1 protein-coding gene (running past one end of the window) is annotated in these 24,942 nt (G+C 72.7%); it reads right to left on the reverse strand.

The genetic code is table 11. From position 1 onward, the window contains the following. A protein-coding gene (locus LCD31_RS03450) for a hypothetical protein (protein WP_224955965.1) crosses the window boundary here: on the reverse strand, positions 1-24,942 show its start. It extends 34,656 nt beyond the left edge of the window; 24,942 of the gene's 59,598 nt are visible here — the first part of the coding sequence; the start codon lies at positions 24,940-24,942; its stop codon lies off the left edge, out of view.

Consider the following 24,942-nt stretch of genomic DNA (forward strand, 5'->3'; position numbering starts at 1 on the left):
GACCCAGTCGGATTCCACGTCCTCCGCGAACGGGTCCGGACCCTCGTGCGTCACGTCCGGGTCCGGCTGCAGCACCCCGGAGACGGCCAGCGCGATCGGGTTCTCGCCGCCGATGCCACGTTCCTTCAGCGAGGAGACGAACCCGGTGCCGTCCACCGGTTCGCCGTCCCACAGCTGCACCAGGTCCGGGTTGTCCGGGGCGAGGGTCGCCAGCACCAGGTCGGTGTCCGGCAGGTTCGGCAGCCGCCGCGCCACCTGCACGGCGGAAGCCACGGAGTTGCGCGGGTTCGGGAAGTACAGCCCGCCGCCGGGCAGCGTGATGCTCTGCGCGCGGTCGTAGCTGTCGTTCGTCCCGTCCAGGGTCCACGGTTCGGTGTGCGCGAACAGCTGGACGGCCTGCGCCTCGGATTCGGGGCTCAGCGGCAGCAGTTCCAGCAGTTCCTGCAGCTGCGCCAGGTCCGCCTTGCCGTGGTTGAGCAGCGCGGGCCTGGACATCAGCTCGTCGAGGCGCGCGTGGATCGTCGGGTCCTGCGCGGCGGCGACCATCGCGGCGGTGAGTTCCGCGCGCACCTGCCACTCGGCTTCGTCGAGGCTGCCCGCCCAGAACCGCATCTCCACGCGGTCGCTCGCCGAGCCCTCGATGTTGCGGAAGTTGACCGCGTCGTACTTCGCCTGCCGCTGCGCGCCCTGGTTGAGCACGTGCAGGTCGCCGACCGCGGAGACCGAGGCCGGGTCCACCGGCAGCGGGTTCGGGCCCACGTAGTCCAGGCTGCGGTCGCCGCTGCCGTCGGTGTGGTTGCCGAGGCGGAACAGCACCGATTCGAAGCCCTTGGTCAGCTGCGCCAGCCGCACGTACTGCTGCGGGGTGAGGTGCTCGGCGAAGCTCAGGTTGACGTGGCCGCCGGTGCCCCCGGCGTTGCCGCCGTGGTCCCTGACCAGCCCGAGCACGTCGGCGAGCCCGGGCCAGACGGCCGCGTCGTCGCCGGGCCGCAGGATCGGCGAGATCAGCTCGACGCCGGCGGGGAAGGACGCCTCGTCGGCCATCGCCCAGCCGTGGGCGTCGTTGGCCCGCTTGACGATGTCGCCGCCCTGCTTGGGCAGCGGGAACCCGGTGCCGTCCTGCTGGGTGTGGCCGCCGTCCTTGAGGTCGGTGAACAGCTCGCGCACGCCGTTCTCGAAACCGGCTTCGGGGAGGCTGAACTCGACCTCGAAACCGAGCTTCACCCCGGGTCGCGAGGTCACGCCGCCGGGCACGCCGCCTTCGTGGAAGACGATCGGCGATCCGCCCTCGTCGGCGCGGGCCTTCGCCTCCTCGTGCAGCCGTTCCAGCCGCGCGGTGCGCTCGGCGCGGACCTCGCCGAGCAGGACGCGGGCGTCCACGTCGAAGGCCCGCAGTTCGTCCGGGGTGGCGCGCGGCAGGTCGTCGCTGCGCAGCGCCTGCTGCCAGCTCGCGAGTCGTTCCCTGGCCTGGTCGAACCGCGGTTCGCCGACCGGGGCGGCGTCGAGGTTGCGCTGCAGCGAGCCGAGGGTGCGCTGCGCCTGGTCCACCAGCGGGGCGATCTCCGGCGGCAGGGCCGGTGCCGGGTCGTCGCCCATGACGAGGCCGCGGTCACCGCCGGCGTGCTGGTCGGCCGCGTGGCCCGGCCCGTCCTGCGGCTGGTCGAGCCCCAGCTTGCGCTGCATCACCTGGATGGCTTCGCCGAGGTCCGCGCGGCCCGTCTGGTCCGGCGGGGTCATCGAGTCGCCGATGTAGTCGCCGTGCATGACCCAGCCCCGCGGGTCCGGCGCCACCAGCACCCGGCCGTCCGGGCCCTGCGTGAACACGCCCGCGACGAGCCTGCCGTCGGGCAGCCACAGCACGTTGGCGGCGGTCAGCACGGCCTCGTTCTGGAAGTTCTCCGGCTCGAAGAGGTCCCGGAACCACGGCGCCTGGTCGACGCCCGAGATGGCCAGCACGATGCCGTGGCGAGCACCGAAGTGCCGCGAGGCGATCGTCTCGATCAGCTCCGGCCCGGAGAGGAACTGGCCGTTCCACAGCATCAGCCCCCGGCCGTGCGGATCGAGTTCGCCCAGCACGAGGTCGACGTCGGGGTAGGGCTGCTGGTCACGGGCCGCCCGGACCGCGGCCTCGATGGAGTGCCGCGGGGTCGGGAACATCAGCCCGCCATCGGGCGTGCTGACGGTGACGATCCGCTGGTGGGAGTCGTTCTCGCCGGTGTGCCGCCAGGGGTCGTTGAGCGCGAACAGCTCGACGGCCTGCCGCTGCGACTCCGGGCTCATCGGCAGCAGTTCCAGGAACTCCACCAGGTCCGGCAGCGCGGCACCGGTGTTCCGGCCGACGAGCTTGGGGGCGTTCTGGAGCGCGTCGAGCCGCGGCTGGATCGACGGGTCCTTCGCCGCCGCCAGCATCGCGGCGCTGAGCTCCACGTGCGCCTGCCACACGCTGGCCTTCGTGCTGCCCGACCAGAACCGGAACTCCACCCGGTCCGCCGGACCGCCCTCGACGTGCTTGAAGTTGATCGCGTCGTAGCGGTCCCGGCTGAGCGACCTGACCTGCTCCGGCGTGGTGATCTTCGCCGGGTCGGCGGGGATCGGGTTCGGGCCGACCATGTGCAGCGCGCGCTGTCCGCCACCCGGGTAGTTGCCCAGCCGGTAGAGCACCGCTTCGAAGCTCTTCGCGAGCTGGGCGAGCCGCACGTGCTCGCGCGGGGTCAGTGGTTCGTCGAAGCTCAGGTTGACGTGGCCGCCGGTGCTGTCGGCGTTGCCGTCGACCGCTTCGACATCGCGCAGGATCGAGTCGAGCTGGGCCCACATCTCCGGCTGCCGGTCCTGCCGCAGGATCGGCGAGACGAGCTCGGCGCCGTAGTCGTGGGCGGTCTCCTGCACCAGCGCCCACCTGCCCCGGTCGTGCAGCTCGCGGACGATCTTCGCGTTCGGGTCGGGCAGCACCTCCAGCACGTTCGACTCCAGCTCCTCGCTCTCGCTGGAGGACCAGCGCGACGAGTCGCTGTCGGAGTCCGGGCTCATCGGTTCCGGCCGCGCTTCGCTGACGGGCTCCGCGACGACCGGATGCCACTCGGAGTGCCCCGCCTCCTGCAACCGGGCGCCGAGTCCGGTGACCTTGGCGGTGGCGCCGTCGTTGTCGGTGCCGAGGAACTTGAACTCGACTTCCAGCCCGACCTTGACCCCGGGCCGGGAGCTCACGCCGCCCGGCACGCCGTCGCGGTGGAAGACCGGTTCGCGGGCGCCGTCGGCGCGGGCCTGCTCGGCGCCGCGGAAGATCTCGCCGATGTTCCGGACGCGCGCGTCGCGGACCTGCGCGGCCAGTTCGCGCGCGGAGCTCTCGAAAACGCGCAGCGCGGTGTCGGACAGGGCGTTGAGCGATTCCAGCGAGTTCGTCCACCCGGTGACCTGCTGCCGCGCCTCGGGCATCGCCTCCGGCGGCAGCGCGTTCAGGTTCCGCCGGACGTCGGCGACCAGACCCACCAGCGGGTCGAGCCTGCCTCGGGCGTCGTCGAGCATCCGGACGCTGCGCTCGCCGTCCGGGGCGGCGGTGCCGGTGGCGTCCTGGTCGCCGGAGGTGTGGACGCTCTCCGGGTCGCCGAGGCGGGAGACGTCCTGCGAGCCGAGCAGCCGCGTGCGGCCGCCCTCGAAGATCTCCGGCCTGCCGTGCGGGACGTACTGCTGTCCGACATGGTCGGACAGCAGCGAGTGCAGCCCGGCGCCGACGGAGGGCTCGGCCTCGCCGAGGCGGCAGCTCAGCCACAGCAGGTTCGTGTTCTGCGTCCACTCCGGACCGGGACGGCCCGTGCTGAGCAGCAGCCTGCTCATCTGGTCCGGGTCCAGGCGGTGCAGCTCGCCGCTCTTGTCCCGGACGGTGAAGCGGCCGTCGCTGAAGTGCGGGGCCGCCACGTAGTTGTCGCCGCCGGCGGGCGCGCCGTAGAGCCGCGCCGCGTTCTCCCCCGCGCCGGACTCGAAGGCGTGCCGCATGATCTCGGCTTCCGCGTCGCTGCGCGGGAACCCGACGCCGATCACCTCGCCGTCCTTGCCCCCGAGCAGCGGCACGAAGTCCACGTCGGCGAAGGTGAGGTCCTTGCCGCGACCGGCCGCGGGGCCCTCGGCGCGGTCGCCGCCGCCCATCTCCATGCCGGATCCGGCGTCGGAGTCCGCGTTCGGGTCGTAGCGGCCGTCGTTGTAGAGCACGTCGACGGCCGAGGTCATCTCGGACGCGCCGGTGGACCAGGTCTCCCGGCCGCGGTGGTGCACCGTCCACCCGGCGGGGTCGGGCTGGAAGGTCAGCGTGCCGTCCGGGCCGGGCACCATCCGACCGGCGTGCAGGCCGCCGTCCGGGGTGCGGACCACCCCGCTCTCGGTGGCCAGCACCGGGTGCGTGGACTCCTCGACCAGCGCGGCCAGCACCGGGGAGTGCCCGGCACCGGACGCGGCGAACACGACGGGCTGCTCCATGCCGATGCCGCGGCGGGTGGCGATGCCCTCGACGAAGGCTTCGGGGGTGGCGGTGCCGCCGCCCCACAGCGCGACGTGCGAGCCGTCCGGCGTCAGGTCGGCCACGACCAGGCCCGCCCCGTCCGGCAGCACGACGTCGCGGGCGGCGGAGACGGCGTCCGGCGTCGCGGTGCGCGGGCCGGGGAAGTACATCCCGCCGCCGCCGAGGCTGATCGACTCCGAGCGCAGGACCGGGTCGTTGGTGCCGGTGTTGCGCCACGGCTCGGTCGCGGCGAACAGCTGCACCGCCTGCCGCTGCGATTCCTCGCTCATCGGCAGCATTTCCAGCAGGTTCAGCAGGTCCGGCAGCTCCGCGGACCCGCGGCCCAGCAGCTGCGGGTCGGCCATCAGCCGGTCCAGCCGCGGCTGGATCGACGGGTCCTGGGCGGCGGCCAGCATCGCGGCGCTCAGCTCGGTGCGGACCTGCCAGTACGCCGGATCGGTGCTGCCGGACCAGAGGCGGAACTCCACGCGGTCCTGCGGCGTGTCCTCCACGTGCAGGAAGTTGATCGCATCCTCGCGGCCCCAGTTGAGCTCCTGGACGTCGGCGAAGGTGAGCTCCGCACTCGGGCGCGCCGGCAGCGGGTTCGGGCCGACCTCGTGGGTCTCGCGGTGCGCGCCGCCGCCCGGGTAGTTGCCGAGCCGGTACAGCACCGCCTCGTGCGCCTTCATCAGCTGTGCGAGCCGGTGGTACTCGGCGGGCGTCATCGGCCGGTCGAAGCTCAGGTTCACGTGCCCGCCGGTGCGGCCGGCGTCGCCCTGCGCCTGGTTGACGGTGTCGAGCAGCGCACCGAGCTCGGTCCAGGCGGTGCCGCCCGGTTCGCCGGTTCGCAGGATCGGCGACACCAGTTCGACGGCCTGCTCGTCCGACGGTTCTTCGGCCAGCGCCCACTTGCCCGCGTCGTTCGAGATTCCGGTTTCGCCCTTGTCCACCATGGACGGCGTGGCGAGCATTCCCTGCCGGTGCAGGGCGTCACCGAGGGCACCGACGCGGGCGTCGAAGTTCTCGCCGTGGAGCTGGAACTCGACCTCCAGCCCGACGCGCAGGTCCGGCCGCGCGGAGGCGCCGCCGCTGATGCCCTCCGGGTGGAACTGGACCGGCGAGGCCCCGGACTGCGCGATCGCCTGCGCCTGCTGGAGCTGCTGGGCGAGGCCGCGGGCCCGCACGCCGCGGATGTTCTGCAGCAGCTGCTCGGCCTGACCGACCCGCTCGCGCAACCGGTCCAGGTCGACCTGGGAGAACGTCTGGGCGTCCAGACCCTGCGCCCAGGCAGCGGCCCGCTGGCGCAGCTGCGGGAGCACCCCGTTCGGCAGCGCTTCCGGTGGCAGCACGGCGAGGTGGCGCTGCAGCTGCGGAACGGCGCCTTGTAGCCGGTCGACCAGCTGGGCGCGCTCGTCGACGTGCGGCGCGCCGAGGTCCGGCATCGCCACGTCCTCGTCACCCATGACGAGGGCGCGCTCCCCGTCGTGCGCGGGGGCACCGTCCTCCCGCGCGGTCGCACCGTCCGCCGAACCGTTCGGCCGCCGGGATCCCTCCGCGGAGACCGAAGCGACGGCGGCGTCGAGGTCGGCGTGCCCGGTGGGCCGGGTGGTCCCGCCCTTCTCGTGCAGCACCCAGCCGTCCGCGGCCGGGCGGTGGCGCACCACGCCGTCCTGGTCCACGACCTGGTCCACGGCCCGCAGCCCGCCGTCCGGCCCCTGCACCACGGTCGCGTCGGTGGTGAGCACCGGGACGTCGATCCGGTTCACCAGCTGCGGCAGCCAGCCGCCCTTGCCGCCGCCCGCGCCGAGCGCGAACACCGAGGGGCCGCCACCACCGAGCCGCCGGAGCCTGCTCTCGACGAGGTCGCCGAACTCCTTCGGCGGCAGGGCTCCGCCGTCCCACAGCTTCACCCCGGCGCCGCCCGGCGCCTGCTCGGCGACGACCAGGTCCGCGCCGTCGGGGACGGTGGTCCGCCGCGCGGTGGAGACGGCGTCGGCGATCGAGGTGCCGGGCGTCGGGAACCGGAGCCCGCCGTGGGGAGTGCCGATGGTCTGGGCACGCACCCGGACGTCGTTGGTGCCCGTGTCGTGCCACGGTTCGGTCGCGGCGAACAGCTGCACCGCCTGCTGCTGCGCGGCCTCGCTCATCGGCAGCAGTTCCAGCAGGTTCAGCAGGTCCGGCAGTTCCGCCGAGCCGCGGCCGAGCAGCTGCGGCTCCGCCATCAGCTCGTCCAGCCGGGCGTGGATCGAGGGGTCCTTCGCCGCGGCCAGCATCGACAGGCTCAGCTCGGTGCGCACCTGCCAGAGCGCCGGATCGGTGCTGCCCGCCCAGAACCGGAACTCGACCCGGTCGCCGGGGCCGCCGTCGACGTTGCGGTAGCTGACCGCTTCCTCGCGCTCCTGGTTGAGGCGGCGGACGTCGGCGTAGCCGAGGTCGGCGCGCGGATCGATCGGCAGCGGGTTCGGCCCGACCTGGAAGGTGTTGCGGTGCCCCACGTCGCCGGGGTGGTTCCCGAGCCGGTACAGCGTGGACTCGAAGGCCTTGGTGAGCTGCGCCAGCCGCACGTACTCGGACGGGGTGAGCACCTGGTCGCGGAAGCTGACGTTGATGTGCCCGCCGGTGCCCGCGCCCGCTTCGCCGTCGTGGTCCCGGACGGTCTCCAGCATGTCCTGCAGGTCCGCCCACGGCATGCCGTCCTCGCCGGTGCGGATGATCGGCGACACCAGTTCGACGCCGTGGTCCAGGTCGGGCTCCTCGACCATCGCCCACTTGTCCGCGGCGTGCGCTTCGAAGGTGTCGGTCTTGCCGCCCACGCGGGGGTCGTGCAGCACGCCCTGCTCGAGCAGCGAGGCGCCGAGCTCACCGGCCCTGCGGTCGGGGTCGGCGCCGGGCAACCGCACCTCGACCTCGAAGCCGACCTGCGCGTCGGGCCGGGCGGACTGGCCGCCCTCGACGCCGAACAGGTGGAACTCGACGGGGGATCCGCCGTCGCGGGCGGTCTCGCGGGCCTGCTCGAACTGCTGGGTCAGGTGGGTGACGCGCTGGGTGCGGGCGTTGTGCAGCAGCGCGGACGCCTCGTTCAGCCGGGACCGCAGCTGGGCCGCGTCGGCGGCGGCGAAGGTGCCCCCGCGCGCGGCGTCGATCCACAGCTCGGCGCGCTCGCGCAGCCGCGGCGCCGCGTCGGCGGGCAGCGCGTCGACGTGCCGCCGGACCTGTTCGACGGTGTCGTTCAGCGCGGAGGCCAGCTCGGCGCGCTCGCGGCTCGGTGCGGCGACGTCGTCGCCGCCCATGATGACGCTGCGCTCCGGGCGTCGCTGGAACAGGCCGTCATCGGACTCGGAGTCGGAGTCGTCGTCCCGGCGGGACGGGCCATCCGCGCCCTCCCGGCGCGGCGGCCTCGCGAACAGACCGTCATCGGACTCGGAATCGGAATCCTCGTCCCGGCGGGACGGACCACCGGTATCCTCACCCGCCCGCGGACGCACCGCGAACATCCCGTCATCCGAGTCCGAATCCGAATCGCGACGATCTCGGCTCGGCTCGCCCCACTGTGGTTCGGCGAAGGACGGAGCCTGGTCGCGCGGAGCGTTCAGGAAATCCTGGCGGGTCAGCAGCGCGTCGGAGTTGCGCCGGGCGAAGTCGAGCAGTGACGCCAGCCGATCCGTGCGGGGGCCGGTGGGGATGTCCACCTCGTCCGCGAGCTGCAACAGCGCTTCCGCACCGGGCCGGGGCTGGAAGGGTTCGGGTTCGGCGAGCCGGTCCAGCTCCGTGACGAGGCGCAGGTCGCCCTGGTCCGGCCGGCTCAGTCCGTAGAGGTCGCTCGCCCGCGATGCCAGTTCGGCATCGGTGGCGTGCCAGCCCAGCTCAGCCCGGGCGACCAGGTCGGCAGGCGAACCGTCGCGGACCACTGCCGGGGTGAGGAACTCGGCGAGCCACTGCTGGTGCCCGGTCTCGGACAGCACGAACAGGTCGCGAGCCGCCTGCGGGATCGGCACTTCGGTGAACCCGTTTCGGTCCCAGCTGGTCGTGGTGATGGAGCGGACCTGCTCGGCCAGCTCCGGCCGCTCCGCGATGAACCGCAGCGCGCTGGTCAGCACCAGCTCCGGGTCCGCGTGCTTGCTCAGGGCGGGTGTGAGGCGGCTCAGCCGCAGGTCGCCTTCCCGATTGTTCAAGTCCCGCACCAGGGTCTGCACGACCTTGCGGGTCAAGTCGGCGGTGGCCTCCGGACCGTCCAGTAGGGCGGCGGGGCGTTCGGGGCCGCCGAGCCAGCTCTCCGCGGACATGACCTGGACCGCGCGGATCCGCGGAAGGCCGAGACCGCTCTGGTAACCGAGCCGGTGGCTGAACTCAGCCAATACGTCGGGGCCGGTGCGCATCATCAGCGAGTTCCGGCGCGGCCGCATTCGATCGGTGTCGAAGAACTCCTTGGGGGTGTGGGTGTTGCGCTGACCGTAGAGCTCCTCCTGCGTACGGCCGAGAAGCTCGCCGATGTGGTCCAGCATCACGTCCGCGGCAGGGTGCCTGCGCGGCATCCCGTAGGCGGCGTTGTCCATCATGTTGGACGAGGCGGACAACCACGCCCAACCCTCGGACGTGTTGATCAGCTCCTCCGCCTCGACGAGATCCCGGACGTGGTTGTCACCGTCGGTGTAGAAGCCGCCGAGCTCGCGTAGCAGCGCGATCCGGGCGATGTCGCTCTTCGCTGCCCAGCCCGGTCCGGACATCCGGAGACCTTCGCCGTTGAAGTAGCTGTGCAGCGGCAGCGGATTGCCTTCGTGGAAGAACTCATCGAAGTTGATCAGCCGGATGTCGTTGTCCCGCGCCCATTCGAGCATCTCGCGAGTACCGGCGTGCGGATCCGGGGAGCCGTCGGTGGGCGGCTCCGCGTTGCGGGCCGCGTCGAATTGGGCTCGCGGAATGTCGGTCCACAGCACCGAAGTCCCGTCATAGCGGGATGCGGCCGAACCGAAGTTCTCGTGCACCTCAGCCGACCGGGTACCGGCCTGAACCGGGCTGCCCATCCAGATCGTGTGCAGGATCTTCGGCAGTTCCAGGGTCTCCGGCAGCAGTGGCAGGTCGGAACCGGGTGCCCAGTCTCCGCGCTGCTGCGCGGTGCGGTGGTCCACGAGCACCTGATCCGCTCGGCCGGTCAGGCCGTCGGCCGTGATCCGGGACGGAGCATCGTGGGCGAGGTCCATCGCGTCCAGCAGCGACGGGAGCTTCGCCGAGTCCAGTGCCGGGATGTCCAGGCCCAGCAGGAAATCAGGTGTTGCGGCCGGGCTCAACAGCCCGAACAGGTCCGCACCGAGCAGCGGTGCCGGCTCGGCAGGGGCGTCGACCACCGAGTCGTTCAGGTCGGCCACGATTCGCGCTACCGCGGCCGGATCGTCCGCGGCGCTCCGCCGCCCGGAGCCCGGCGTCGCGCCCGCGTCGTGTGGTGCGCCCGCGCCGTCCTGGTCCGGCACGGCGAAGTGGTCGTCGACGCCGGTGTGCGGCGAGCCCTCCTCGCCCATGATGAGGCCCGTGCGCGCGTGCTCGGGCTGCGCGGGCCGGGTGACCTGGGCGATCGCGTGCCCGAGGTCGAACTGCCCGGTAGGCCGGGAGCCCTGCGGCCGGTGCTCCACCCAGCCGACCGGGTCCGGGCCCGGCCGCATCCTGCCGTCCGCGCCGACCTGCATGGACGCCGCGACCAGGTGGCCCTCCGGGCCGAGCAGCGGGTTGCCCGCGGTCAGCACCGGCTTGCCGAGCTGACCGAAGTGGTGCACCAGCTCGGGGAACCACGGCGCGTCGGCGACACCGGAGATCGCCATCGCGACCGCGTTCCGGTCCCCCATCCGCCGGTGGCTCATCGTGTCGATGAGGTCCCTGCCGGCGAGGGTCTCCCCGTTCCACAGCTTCAGGTCGCCGGTGTCCGGGTCCAGGGTGCCCATCACCAGGTCGGTGTCCGGGTGCGGCTGCACGGTCCGCGCCACCTTGACGGCGGAGTCGATGGTGTTGCCGTCGTGCGGGAAGAACAGCCCGCCGTCGGGCAGGCCCACCGTCTGCGAGCGCCAGTGGATGTCGTTGCCGCCGGTGTCCTCCCACGCGTCGGTGAGCGCGAACAGGTGCACCGCCTGTTCCTGCGCGGCCGGGCTCAGCGGCAGCACTTCCAGCAGGTTCATCAGGTCCGGCAGCGCGGAACCACCGCCGACGCCGAGCAGCTCCGGTTCCCGCATCATCTCGTCGAGCCGGGTCTGGATCGACGGGTCCTTCGCGGCCGCCAGCATCGCGGCGCTGAGCTCCACGTGCGCCTGCCACACGCTCGCCTTCGTGCTGCCCGACCAGAACCGGAACTCCACCCGGTCCGCCGGACCGCCGGTGACGTGCCGGAAGCTGACCGCGTCGTACTTGTCCCGGCTCAGCGAGCGGACGTCCGACGGGCTGGTGACCTTGGAGGCGTCCGGCGGGATCGGGTTCGGGCCGACCATGTGCAGCGCGCGCTGGTTCGGGCCCATCGGGTAGTTGCCGAGCCGGTACATCACGGACTCGAACGACTTGGTCAGCTGCGCCAGCCGGTGGTACTCGCGGGCGGTGAGCGGCTGGTCGAAGCTGATGTTGACGTGGCCGCCGGTGCTGTCGGCGGTGCCGCCGTGCTCCCGCACCGAGTCGAGCACCGCGTCGACGTCCCACCACATGTCCGGCTGCTGGTCCAGCCGCAGGATCGGCGAGATGACCTCGACGCCGTTCTCGTGGGCGACCTCGTCGACCATCGCCCACTTGCCACGGGAGTGCAGCTCCGCCGACGGCACCCGGTCGGGGGTGAGCAGCGGGGTATCCGGGCTCCACTCCAAGAAGCCGCCCGCGTTGAGGTCCATGCCGAGGTCGGTGACCTTGGCGCCGAACAGCGCGCGGTCCGCCTCGGGGATCTGGAACTCCAGCTCCAGCCCCACCTTCACGCCGGGACGCGAGCTGATGCCGCCGGGCACGCCGTTCTCGTGGAACGGGGGTTCCTCGACACCGTCGGCGATCCGGTCCGAGGCGATGTCGTGCTGCTCCAGCAGCTGCTGGTAGCGGGTCTCGCGGATCTCGCCCGCGAGGTCCCGCGCGGTCTCGTCGAAGGAGCGCAGCGCGTCCGGGCCCAGCGAGGTGACCTGGCCGTCCGACCACGCCTGGCGCCAGGCGGCGACCTGGGCGCGGGCCTCCGGCAGCGCGTCCGGCGGCAGCGCCGCCAGGTGGCGCTGCGCGGCGGCCACCGAGTCCCGCGCGGAGCCGAGCAGCCTGCGCTGCTCCAGGTCGGCGGGCGGCACGTTGTCGCCCATCTCCAGGCCGCGGGCCGGGGTGGTGCCCGCGTCGTCGTAGTTCGGCAGGTGCGCCTCGTCCGCGTCCCCGAGACGGGTGATCTCCGCGGTGCCGCGCAGGTTGATGCCGCCGGTCTCCAGCAGCTCCGGTTTGCCGCTGGGCGCGTACTGCTCCCCGACCTGGCCGGACAGCAGCGAGTGCAGCCCCTGGCCGACGCCGGAGTGCTCCGGCGAACCGAGGTTGCAGCTCAGCCACAGCAGGTTCGTACTCTGCGTCCATTGTGGACCGGGCCGACCGGCGCTGAGCAGCAGCTTGCTCATCTGCTCGTGGTCGAGGCGGTGCAGCACGCCGTCGCGGTCCCGGACGGTGAAGCGGCCGTCCTTGAAGTGCGGCGCCACGAAGTAGTTCTTGCCGTCGGCGGGCGCGCCGTACAGCTGCGCGGCCCGGGGCCCGGCACCCCCTTCGAAGGCACCGCGCATGGTCTCGGCTTCGACGTCGGAGCGGGGGAAGCCGACGCCGATCACCTCGCCGTCCTTGCCCCCGAGCAGCGGCACGAAGTCCACGTCGGCGAAGGTGAGGTCCTTGCCGGTCCCCCGCGGCAGCGCCTCGTCCAGCGGGTGCCCGCCCATCTCCACCGCGTCCGGGCTCGGGTGGCCCGGGTTCTCGATGCGGGTGGGCAGCCCGACTTCGCCGTAGCGGACGTACGGGTCGTCGTGGTCGACGTTGAGCAGCTCGTGGACGTGGTCGGGCAGCTCGTGGTTGTTGGGCCGCCCGTAGTCGTGGCGGGCGAAGGTGACGCCCTCGATCATCGGCCCGAAGGTCGGGTGCTCGGCCAGGAAGGTGATCGCCGAGTTCCAGATCAGGTCCGGGTCGGGGTGGGTCTCGACCACGTCGCCGACCTCGGTGATCAGCAGCTCGCCGGGCCGGTTGTGCAGGCCGCGCACCAGGGTCTGGACGACGTTCTCGGTGAACCGCTGGGTCGACGCCGCGTCCCACACCCGCGGGAGGGGCGGGGGCGCCGGGTACATCCAGGTGCCGGTGCTCTGCACCATGACGTTCTTGAGCCCGGGCAGGTCCAGCACGTCCTGATGCCCGAGGGACGCGGCGAATTCCTCCAGGTTGCCGGGGCCGGTGCGCTCCCAGATCGAGTTGCGCCGCATCGCGACCCGCGAGTCGTCGAAGGCCTCCGGGGCGGCGTTGCGCAGCCTGCCGTCCACCACGTCGGCGTACGGCTTCTCGTACTTGCCGATCATGGTGTCGAGGTAGGCGCGCATCGCCGGGTGGTGGCGCGCGGCCGCGACCGCCGAGTTGCTGAAGATCTCGCGCTCGGTGTCGACGTGGAGCGCGTAGCCTTCCCGGCCGTCGAGGACCACGTCGAACAGGCTGCTCACGTCGGCCAGCGCGTTGTCGCCGTCCAGATAGGCGCCGCCGAACTCGTGCACCAGCGCCGGGCGCAGGATGTCGCTCGCGCCCGCGCTGCCTGCCGGGGTCATCTTGGCCCGCTCGTTCGCGGTGAACTCGTGGCCGAGCAACGGGTTCTCCGCGTTGGACACCTCGTCCAGGTTGAGCAACCGGACGTTGTGCTGCCGCGCCCAGCCGAGCATGTCGCGGACCGGCGCCAGCGGATGGTCCCGGCGCATCGGGCCGGTGTGCGCGGCGGCCTGCTCGAACTGGGAGCGCGGCACGTCCGTCCACAGCACCGTCTCCAGCTGACCGGTGTGCTCCCGGGCGAAGTTCCCGATGTTCTCCCGGTGGAAGCCGTGCCGCCCCTCACCGGAGAGCGGGCCGCCCAGCCAGACGTGGTGCATCAGCCGCGGCATCTCCAGCGTCTCCGGCAGCGGCACCGGAGGTCGCGGCGCCCACCGGGCCCGCTGCACCGGCGACCGGTGCGAGCTGACCACCGAGCGCGGGTCGGCGACCAGCGCGTCGGGCGCCATCTCGGCGTGCGTCGGCCTGCCCTGCGGGCGCGCCATGTCGAGCGACCGGAACATGCTGATGAGGCGGTCCGCGGGCAGGTTGGAGTAGTCGTGCCCGGCGAGGAAGTCGGGGGCCGGTTCGGGGGCGCGCCGCCCGAACACGTCCGGACCGAGCAGTTCGGTGCGCGGTTCCGGCTCGCGGCCGCTGCGGGAGTGCTCGGCGGCGGCGTCGTTGAGCGCGTCGACCATCGCGCGGTGCGGGGCGACCGGCTCGCCGCCCATCTGCACCGAGCGCTCGGGGGCCGGGCGCGACGAGCCGTCCTGGTCGGTGGGGGGCGCCCCGTCCGAGTCGGTGGAGCGGCTGGGCAGCGAGTCCAGTTCGACCTCGCCGAGCGGGCCGACCTCGTCCAGGGTGCCGAGGTTGTGCGCGGCGTCCTGCTGCGCGATGTCCCGCTCGGAGAAGCCCAGCATCCGGCGCCACTGCTGGGCTTCCGGGTCGTGGGCGAAGTCGAAGCTGTCCTGGGTGCCGCTGCGGTCGCGACCGCGGCGGGGCGGGGCCTCGCCGTCGCGGGTCGTGCCGTCGGTGCGGCGGTTCGAGTCCTCGGTGCGGTTCGAGTCCTCGCCGCGGTTCGACTCCTCGCCCGGGTTCGCATCGTCCCCGCGGTTCGCGCCGTCCCCGCGCCGGCCGGAGTTCTCCCCCGGCGGCGTCGTGGTGTCCGCGGGCGGTCCGGACAGGTCGTCACCGCCGCGCGTGCGGTTCGGCGCCAGGTCGCTGAGCTCGATCTCCTCCGGGATGCGCGGCAGCGCGGGCCCGTGCGGGCGCGAGGAGCTCGGCAGCCCGTAGTTGATGACCTCTTCCCAGCCGCTGAGCAGGTCGTCCGCGACCGAGGCGCGGCGGATCGGGGGCAGCCGGTACTTCGCCGCGGAGTCGGCGGCCAGCTCGGCGCGGTCCTGCACGGCCTGCCGCGCGCTGCGGCGGGCGTCCTCGCGGGTGCGCGCGTCGCGCTCGTGCTCGGCCTGGGTCAGCTGGTCCCAGGTGCGCTTGGCCTTCGAGTACTCGGACCGGGCGTGGGACTCGGCCTCCTGCGCCTTGGCCAGCTCGTCGGACCCCTCGGACCGGCTCGGGCCCGCGACGCCGTCGGCTTCTTCCCGCGCGCCCTTGAGCGCCTTGTCCGCCTTCGACCACTCCTCGCCCTTGGTGGCGAGGTCCTTGGTGGCCTGGATCAGGTCCGGGGAGATCGCGTGCCCGGTGCGCGCGGTCGCGTCGTCGTCCCACAGCCGGGAGACGAAGGCGTCGCGGAAGCCGACGGTGCGGCCGCCGACCTTCGGTTCGCCGAACGTGAGCGGCCCGGGGTTCTCGCGGGCGACGACGTGGAACTCCAGGCCGCTCAGCAGCGCCCTGGTGACGGTCTCCTCGTTGTGGATGATCTTGTCGGAGGTCGGCATCCGCGCCGCGTCCTCCGAGTGCAGCTCCCCGCTCTGCAGCAGCTTGGCGGGGTCGCGGGAGGACAGCGCCACCAGGTCGCGCGCCGCGTAGCCGGAGTTCTGGCCGAACGCGTAGGGGCTCTTGTCCGCGGGCTGCGTGTTGCCGCCCCAGCCCCACGGCTCGGTGGTGCGCAGTTCCGTGGTGTGCCCGGACTCGACCTCGGAGGTCCGCTCGTCCTTGGGCTTGGTCTTGCCCTCGAACTTCACCGAGCCGCTGGTGCTGGCGAACTTCGGGGTCTCCGGGACGCGGGCGTGGAACTCCAGCGTCCGGTTCAGGTCCGGCATGGGCACCGTGAAGGTGCCGTCGAGCTGGTCGGGCAGCCTCGACCGCAGCTGCGCCACGGTGATCGCGGTGGCCAGCGCGGTGTCGACGTCGCGCGGCACCTCGGCCTTCGAGTCCAGCAGCGCGCCGCGACCGGCCTCGACGAGCTCGTCGATGTCGCCGAAGAAGTGCTCTCCCCAGTGCGCGTCGGCGCTGGGGAGGGTGAACTTGCCCTCGCCGCGCCAGGAGTTCAACGCGTCCGGGGTCATCTGGTCGGCGGTGAGCTTGCCGCGATGGGTGGTCTGCCCGTAGCGGCTGCCGTCCGGCGGCGGCAGCGCCTCCTCGGCCAGCTTGGTCACCGTCACCGGGCGGTCCACGGTGATCGCGTGCGTGGCCGGGCCGTCGCCGTGCGCGACCTGGAGGTTCAGCCGCAGCCGGCCGCCGTGCTCGGCGACGGGGCCGCTGGTCTCCGCCGACCGCTCGTGCCCGACCTCGTCCTTGTTCGTCAGCTGCTGGGTCCGGTTGCCCCAGCGCGCCTGCGGGGTGACGCCGACGCCCGCCGCGCCGAGCCCGGTGTGCTCGGTCTGCCTGGCCTGCTGGTCGGTCGGCGGGATCTCGGTGCCGCGCACGCCGAGCCGGCCGGCGAACATCGTGGTCAGCAGCGTCCGGCCGCTGGTGCGGACCTTCTCCAGCGCGGTGCTGGCGAGGTTGGTGACCTTGAGCTTCTCGACGTGCCGGATCGAACCGGGGCCGTGGTCGGGCTGGAAGTCCGCTTCCAGGTTGAACCGGTAGGTGTTGCCCTTGAAGCGGCGCTCGTAGCGCAGCGCGGTCCGCTCCCCACCGTTGAGCGCCTGCTCCACCGAGTTGTTGATGTCGGTGAGCATCGCCTGCAGCGAAGCGTGGTTGTTGCGCGGGTTGCCCGCGGAGGTGCTCGGCAGCAGTGCCTCGGCGACGTCCTCGCCGAGCTTGCTGCTCAAGCTCTCCCGGATCTCGCCGATCTGGTTCGCCAGGTCGACCGGGTCGATGATGCCGCCGAGGCCGAAGGACGGCCGCACGGTGCGGGTCGGGTCCAGGGTCGGCGGCAGCGGCAGCGAGGCGTCCGGGCGGGACGCGGTGCTGCGATCACCGGTCGAGGTCGTGGTCGCCTCGGAGGTCGTGGCGTCGATGGGCGGCTCGCCGGTCGCCGGGTCGGAGTCCGGCGTCGTCGACGACGACTGCTCGGTGCCGCCGCGTTCCCCGCCGAGACCGGGGCTGAGCTCGTCCAGCTGTTCCTTCGTCAGCCACACCAGCTGCGACTCCGGCAGTTCCACGTACTGCCCGCGGCGCCGCGGATCCGGCCGGGAGAACAGCTCCAGCTGGTCGAAGTTCCCCTTGTAGGTGGCTTCGGCGACCATCCCGGCGTGCACCTTGACCCGCGCCAGGTACACCTTCTCCGGCGCGGTCTCGACGGTGAGCGTCTGCCCGCTCTCCAGCGAGCGCGAGTTCTCCGCCCCGCGCAAGTGGCTGTAGGGCTGCAGGTTGATGACGCCGACGCCGAGCCCGTCCACGTCGTGCGTGCCCGTCTTGACGCCCTGCCCGAACGGCCCGGTGAACACCGCGCCCACGTAGCCGCCGTGGTTGACGTTCCACCCCGTGGTGCGCCCGGCGCCCGCCTTGCCGGTGAGCTCCCGGGTGGCCTGCTCGTACTCGCTGCGGGTGACCGGGCTGCTGCTGTCGAGCACCGGCTTGAACGAGGTGCCCATCTCGATGGACAGGTCGCGGCGCGCCCGCGAGTACGAGATCGACGTGGTGCGCGGCCTGCTGAACAGCCGCGGGTCGCCCTCGATGCGGTCCGCCCCGAGCATGTGCGAGATCGGGCTGGTGATCTCCGGGACCGGGAACCGGACGATCGGGTCGTTGCGGGTGACCTGGTTGAGCAGGTCGGCCGCCATCTGGCGCAGGATCTTCCCGCCGGTGAACCCGACCAGCTGGGCGCCGTCGAGCTTGCGGCTGCCGCCCGGGGGCAGCTGGTGCGGCGCGGGCGGGTCGGCGATCTGCTCGACGCGGGCGTCCGGGGTGCCCTCCTCGAAGTGCGTCATCGCCAGCGGGTCCTCTTCGCTGACGAGGCTCTCCGGCACCACGAAGCGGGCGTCGACGCGCTTCGTGATCGGCTCGGCGACGTGCGGGTTGGGCTTCTGCCGCGAGCGCTCCTGCGAGGTCAGGTCGACCGGGAAGTCGCTGGTGAGCTCCTGGAACACCGGTACGTGCCTGCCGGGGCGCTGCGGGCGGATGCGGCGCATCCCCTCGCTGGGGCGCTTGTAGGAGATGACCTCGGCCTTGAAGTCGAGGTCCGCGCGGAACGAGCGCAGCGCGTGGTCGGTGAGCTTGCCGTCCGGGGCGATGCTGCCGCCGCGCTTGCGCTCGACCGCGGTCTCGCGGGTGAACTCGAAGCCCCGCTTGCGGGTGCGGTTGCCCTCGGCGCGGTAGCCGCCGTTGAGGACGTAGGAACCGATGCCCAAAGAGGAGTACAACCGGGCCTGGACGCCGCCGATGAGGCCGCGCTTGCGGAACCGGCTGCTCTTCACCGTGGTCTCGTCGGCGACCTTCCGGCTGGTGTTGAGCGCGCCGTCGCTCTTGGACTCCCCGTCCTTCGCACCGTCCTTCGCACCGCTGCCGGACTCCTCGCCGGACCGGCCGCCGCTGCCCTCCGGGGTGGCGTCACCGTCCAGCCGCGCTGAACCGTCCCCGAAGGACTCGCCCCCGGAGCGGACCGGTTCGCCGTCGCGGATGTTGCTGGTCTCCATCGACAGCCGCACGACGGACACGTAGTCGGTCAGCAGCGATTCCCGCTTCAGCGGCAGGTGCAGCGCCCCGTCGACCATGTGCGGGACGAGCTGCTTGACGACCTCCTCGTCGGCGAGGAGGTCGGCGAGGCTGCGCCCCCGCTTGAGCACGTCGGCGATCTTCGCGGACAGGCCCTTCGCGAACGCCTGGTCGTCGAACTGCCGGATGAACATGTTCCGGTCCAGCCGGACCTTCCCGCGCAGCGGGATGTCCCGCAGCAGGTCCGCCAGCCCGTTGTACAGGTCCCGCCCGACGGGCAGGTCGGTGAGCCTGCCGATGAAGGCGTGGCCGTTCTCGACCGACTCCGGCAGGAAGTGGGTGCGCTCGGTGCCGGAGCGGAAGTTCTCCGGGCGGTGCGCGTCGGCCAGCGGGGTGCCCTCGAACAGCCCGGCCTCCGCCGCCTTGCCGCGGTCCCCGAGCATGTCGGCGGCGACGATGCCGTCCAGCGTGACCGGGTCCCCGCCGAGCTTGCGGACCTGGATCTTGTAGCCGAGCTGGTACCGCGCGGTCTCACCGGTCGTGTCGACGGTGTGGGTGACCTCGGTGGAGCGTTCGATGCTCTGCTCGTTGGCCCGGCCGATGTTGAACCCGACGTTCGGGCCCGCCACGACCCGGAACGGGCCGACGACGACACCGGGGCCACCGATGGCGTTCAGCCCGCCGGAGCGATCCGTCTTGCGGACGTCCTTGCTGCCGAACTTGGCGGTCTGCGAGTCGGAGTGCTTCACGTCCGCGTGCTCGTGGCCGACCTTGATCCAGGTCGCCACCGCCCGCATCTCGATCTTCGTGCCGGGGTGCGAGCGGAACAGCGAGAGCTTCCGGCCCTTGTAGATCTCACCGGACTGCACCCAGCCCGCCTCGGGGTGCGCGCCCTCGAAGACCGTCATCTCCGGCAGCCGCTCGGCGATGCTGTCCTTGTGCAAGAACTCCTGCAGGGCGGGACGGCCGTGCGCGTCGACGGCGCTCTCCTGCCGGAACCGCTTGCCGAGGAGGTGCTGCACCTGGTTGAAGAACGAGCCGCCGAGCGACCCGGTGTGCAGGGTGACACCGATCGGCGCCGAGTCCCGGACGGCGCGGCTGCCCGCCTCGCCGAGCGGCCCGATCTCGTGCACGCCCTGCTCCGCGAGCTTCAGCTGGCGGCGCTGGTTCAACGGCTGGTGGTAGCTGTCCAGGTGCGCGTGGGCGTCGGCGAGCACGTTGCCGATGGACCGGCCGTTGGAGAGCCCGATCGGCACCCGCAGTGCCACGTCCGCCGTCTCCGAGACGGTGTGCTGCTCGAGCTTGCGGTTCGCGACAGGACCGGTGACGTCGCGCCCCATGCCGGACGGGGTGACGACGCGGTCCTTGCTGTCGCGCAGCGAGAACTCGAACTTCATCGGCACGTCGACGTCGTGCAGTTCCTTGATCGCGTACTTGTGGCCGCTGCCGTGCTTCTGGCTCTGCTCCGACAGGTGCGTCTCGGAGAAGCCGCCGGGCAGCGTCGGGTTCACGTACACGTAGAGGCCGGGCACCGAGGTCGTCGCCAGCTGCGGGGAGAACGACTTGTCCCGCGCCTCGGCGCTGGTGTGCGAGGTCGACTTCTCGGTCTTGGTGCTCGCCTTGATGGACTCCTCGGAGGGCTTCACCGACTTCATCTCGTCGAACTGCGGGACGGCCCGGACCAGCAGCTCGTAGAACTTGCCGCCCTTGCGGACGGTGAAGGTGTCGCCGGTGCCGACCAGGCTGTGCACCGCGTTGTCGATGCGGCGCTGGACGACGCCGGTGTCCTCCCACTTGCCCTTCCCGCCGGGGACCAGGCTGTTGAGGTGGGCGACGACGTCCGGGCCGGTGAATTCCAGCGTGCGGGTGTCCTCCGGCAGGTTCGCGCGGCGGGTGGCGCCGATCTGCTCGATCGGGCCGAGCGACTGGCCGCTGCGCACGTAGTCCGGCAGGGCCTCCCGGATCTCCCGGACCGGCTTCGGGGTCTTCTTCGCCTCGTCCTCGGCGTCCTTCGCCGCCTCGTCGGAGTCCTTCTTCTTCCCGCCGTCCTCGGAATTCTCGGCACCGTCCTCGCCGCGGTCGGACTCGCGGGCGTCGTCGGGGTCCTCCGAGCGCTTGCCGTCGGAGTTCGCGTCGTCGGTGCCGCGCGCGCCGTCCTCGGCGTCCTTCGCGACCTCCGGGGTGGAGGTGCCGGTGCCCTCGGCCCCGTCACCGCGCCGAGGACCGTCCACAGGGGACACCGGCGGGGTGTCGGATTCGGGGCGGCCGACCCGCGTGGCCAGCTCGGACCCCGCCAGCGAGTCCTTGTCGTGCACGTAGCGCTGGACGAACTCCTCCGCGCGGCCGTGCTCCCCCTTCGCGATGCGCGCCGCGATCGCTTCCCACAGGACCGTCGGCACCTTGCCGGGGATCTCGCCGGCGCGGCTGAGCAGCACGGCCGCGGTGTCCAGCAGTTCGCGGGTCCGGCCCGCGGCGAGCTTGCTGTAGGAGCGGGCGGCGGAATCGAGGTCCTCGGCCAGCGGGACGTCCCGGGCGAACGAGGTGCCCGCCGCGGTGTCCTGCTGGGTCGTCGTGTTGCGCTGCGCGGCGGACTCGCCGCCCATCACCAGCGACCGGCCGCCCTGCGGGCCCAGTCCGGCCACGACCTCGTCCGGGTCCGGGATGCGCAGCGGGGTCTCGCCCTGCTGGGCGGGGCCGTTCAGCCTGCCGCCCTGCGGGGCGCGCGGCGCGTCCGGCGTCGGCGCGGGCGCCAGGTCTGGATCGGTGAGCAGCGCGGCGAACACCGGGGGCAGCGGCGGGTCCTGCCTGCCGCCCGCGCGGGCGGGCGCGGGGGTGGTGGAGCCGCCGCGCGACGTGCTGGGAGCGGTGCGCGGGTCGGGCGCGGTGACGTTGAGGCCGCGTTCCCCGTCCGGGGTCCGGGTGCCGTCCTGGGACCGGTTCGGGCTGCTGCTCTCGGTGGCCGGGCCGCGGGAGTCGGTGCCGCGGTTGCCGGTCTGGTCGCCGCCGCGCGCCTGGCCCGGGTCGGGCTGCGAGGTGACGTTCGGGCGCCCGGCGGGCTGCTGCCCGGGCTGGTTCGGAGTGGTCTGGCCGGGGTTCGCCTGGTTCGGGCTGGTCTGGTTCGGGTTCGCCTGGTTCTGCGTGCCCTGGTTCGGGGTCGACTGGTTGGGCGTCGACTGGTTCGGGCTGGTCTGGGTCGGCGTCGATGGCGTCGTCTGGTGCGGTGCCGTGTACGCGGCCGGGTCGGTGCGCTCCGCGTCGGGCGTGGACTGCTCGTCCTCCGCGCGGCTCGGCTGTTCGTCCGCGTCGCGGGTCGGCTGCTCGTCCGCGTCGCGGCTCGGCTGCTCGGCGTCCTCGGCGCGGGTGGACTGCTCAGTGCGGGCGGACTGCTCGGTGGAGCCGTCGGAGCGGGTGGCGCCGGCTTCCGGCTCGGCGGTGGTGTCCGGGCGGCCCTCGGATTCGGTGCGGGGCGCGGACTCGGACCGCGACTCGGTGGCGGGGTCCGCTTCCGGGGTGGCGGTGGTATCGGGCCGCTGCTCGGCCGCCGGGTTCGCGGTGGCCGAGTCCGGTTCGCCGCTGGTGCGCGCGGGGGGCGCGGCGCCGTCCTGCCTGCCTCCGGTGGACGCGCCGGGCTGCGGAGCCCGCGCCTCGCCGCCCGCCTGCGGGGTGGCGGCCGCACCGCGCCCGGGCTGGTTGCTCGCCTGGTTCCCGGGCTGGGTCGTCTGGTTCCCGGGCTGGCCGCCCGCCTGGTGCTGGCCCTGCACCGGCGCTAGCGCGGCGGAGTCCTCGCTCCGGTCGCGGCCCGATTCCGCTTCGTCCGCGCGGGAATCGGGGGCGCGCTCGGATTCCGCCGGGCGGTCCGATTCGGTGAGCTCGGCCGAGTCGTCGCGGGACTGCCCGGGTTCGGTGGTCGACTCGTCGTCCCGAGAATTCTGCTCCTCCCGGGAGTTCGACTCGTCCCGGGAAGCCTGCGATTCCTCGCCCGAGGACCGGGATTCGTCCCGCGAAAGCTGCGACTCGTCCCGCGAGACCTGGGAATCATCCCGCGAGGCCCGCGACTCGTCCCGTGAACTCTGTGCATCGTCACGCAACGACTGCGACTCGTCGCGCGAGTTCTGCACGTCGTCGCGGAACCCGGCGTCGATCCGGTCCCCGCCCGCAGCGTCCTGCCGGGTGCTGGAACCGTCGATCTCGTTCGACGGGCCGTCGGTGCTGTTCGACGGGGTCGTGCCGTCCGGTCCGGTGCCCGTCGAGCCGCTCTGGTTCGTGGTCGAGGTCTGGTTCGGACCGCCCTGCGTCCCGGTGCGGTCGCCGCCCTGGGTGCTCTGCGCCTGCCCGGGTCCGGTCGCCGCGGTCGACGAGGTCTGCCCGCCCGTGCTGCTCTGCGCGCCCGTGGTGGTGCTCGACCCGCCGGTGCTGGTCGTGCTCGGGCCGGTGGCCGTCGTGCTCGGACCCGTGGATGTCGAGTTCGGTCCGGCCGCCGTCGTGTTCGGTCCGGCCGCCGTCGTGTTCGGGCCGGTCGCGGTCGTACTCGGCCCCGTCGCCGTCGTACTCGGCCCCGTCGCGGCCGTGCCCGGCCCCGTCGTGGTCGTACTCGGCCCCGTCGCGGCCGTGCCCGGCCCCGTCGTGGTCGTACTCGGTCCCGTCGCGGCCGTGCCGGGACCGGTGGCGGTGGTTCCCGGACCGGTAGCCGTCGTGTTCGGGCCGCCGGTGGAGACCGTGTTCGGGCCGCTCGTGGCCGCGGACGTCGTGCTGGAGCTCGGCGCGGACGCAGCGGTGGGACCCGAGGTGCTCGTGCCCGCCGTCGAGTTCGCCGCGCCGCCGACCTGACCGCCGGAGGTGCTCTGCGACTGCCCGAACCCGCCGTGCGCGACGGCCTGGCCCTGGTTGGACGACGAGGAGTCGTTGGAGTGCGAGGTCGACTGCGTCCCCGTCGAATCGGAGCCGCCGGTCGAGGAGGACTGGCCGGACCCGCTGCTGTGCGAGGTCGAGGTCCCGGAGCTCTCCGATGTCGTGCCGCCGTCGGCCGAGCCGATCCCGTTCGACTCGGTGGCGACCGGCGCGGAGTTCGAGAACACCGAGCCGAGGTTCGTGCCGCCGTGGCTCACGTCCCGCGAGGAGGAGTCCTGCTGCCCCGCGCCGTCCCGGTTCGAGTCCACCAAGCTGTCGCGCGAGCCCGCGGAATCCGACTGCCCGGCCCCGGCGTGCGTCGAGTTCGACTGCTCACCGGAGTTCGACTGACCGCTCGAATCCGACCGGCCCGCCGAATCCGACTGGCCACTCGAATCCGACCGACCACTGGAGTCGGACCGGCCGCTCGAATCCGTCTGGCCGCTGGAATCCGACTGCCCGCTCGAATTCGACTGACCACTGGAGTCCGACCGGCCGCTCGAATCCGTCTGGCCGCTCGAATCGTGGCCGCCCTGCCCGGCGCCCGTGGTCCCCCCGCCGTTGGCCTCCGCGTAGGACGGCGGGCCCTGGGTGGCCTGCTCGTAGCTCGGCGGCCCGTCGCTGGAGGTGTTCGTCGAGGACTCGCCGTCCCGCGCCCCGCCGGTGCCCTTCTTGTCGCCCGTGGCGTCGCCGCCGCCGGACTTTTCGCCCGGGCTCGGGATCTTCAGGTCGCCGGGGCCCTTGACCTCGCTGATCGTCGGCGTGCCCGCCCCGGCCTTGCCGCCACCGGACTTGCCGCCCAGACCGCCCTTGGCGAAGGCGCCGAACATGCCGTCCGAGGCCACGCCGTGCTTGTCGTCGGTGGCCAGGTAGACCAGCGGGTTGCTCGCCGCGACCGAGACGACCTGCAAACCACCATCGATGGCACGTCCCGCCGCCACCTGGCCCCGGGTGAACTTCTTCTCCGGGATCTGATCATCGGGTGCACGCAGCTTGTTCGCGTTCCCGATGTTCTTGTTGATGTTGACCATCACGTCGTCGAGGCTCTTCGCCACGCCGCGGACCGCACCGGCGGCGAAACCGGAGGCGGCGCCACCGATCGCACCACCGATGACCATGCCCTTGATGGACTCGGTGTTGATGTTGTCGCGGTATCCGGCGGCCTTCTGGATGCCCTGGATGCCCGCGTCCAGACCGCCCATCACCCCGGCGCCGAACGCCGCACCACCGGCCGGGTACTTGCCCAGCTGCCAGGCCTGCGAACCGGCCGCCTTCGCCCCGGCCTTCCAGCCGCCCGCCTTGACGGCCTGCGGGATGCGGCCGAGCTGCTTGACGATGTTCTGCGCGATCTGCTTGATCAGTTCGCGCAGCAGGGCGGTGATGCCCACGCGCGCGGCGGCGAGCACCGCGGGGACCATGAACGCGCCGAACAGCGAGGCGATCAGCGAGATCACCGTCGCCAGCGTCATCGCGGTCATCGCGATGAACATGATCTTGTTCTTCTGGATGTCCGCTGCGGCGTCCTTGGCCTTGCTCGCCAGGTCGCGCGCGACGGCGGACTGCTCCCGCAGGTACCCGGGCAGATCGCCCTTCACGTACCGGACGGTCTCGTCGGAGGTGTCGCCGTTCAGGGACTCGTCGATGTCGCCGCCGGCCGACTCCATCTTGGCGGCCGTCTCGTCGGTGCGGTCGGCGTAGCGCTCCAACGCGTCGTGCAGCGCGTTGAGGCCGCCTTCGCTGCCCTCCGGCCACTCCATGCCGAGAGTGATCTTGAAGAACTTCTGGAGTTTGTCGGGCAGCTCGGTGGTTTCGTACTTGCTCAC

This window comes from Saccharopolyspora sp. 6M (assembly GCF_020176775.1).
Lineage (GTDB): Bacteria > Actinomycetota > Actinomycetes > Mycobacteriales > Pseudonocardiaceae > Saccharopolyspora_C > Saccharopolyspora_C gregorii.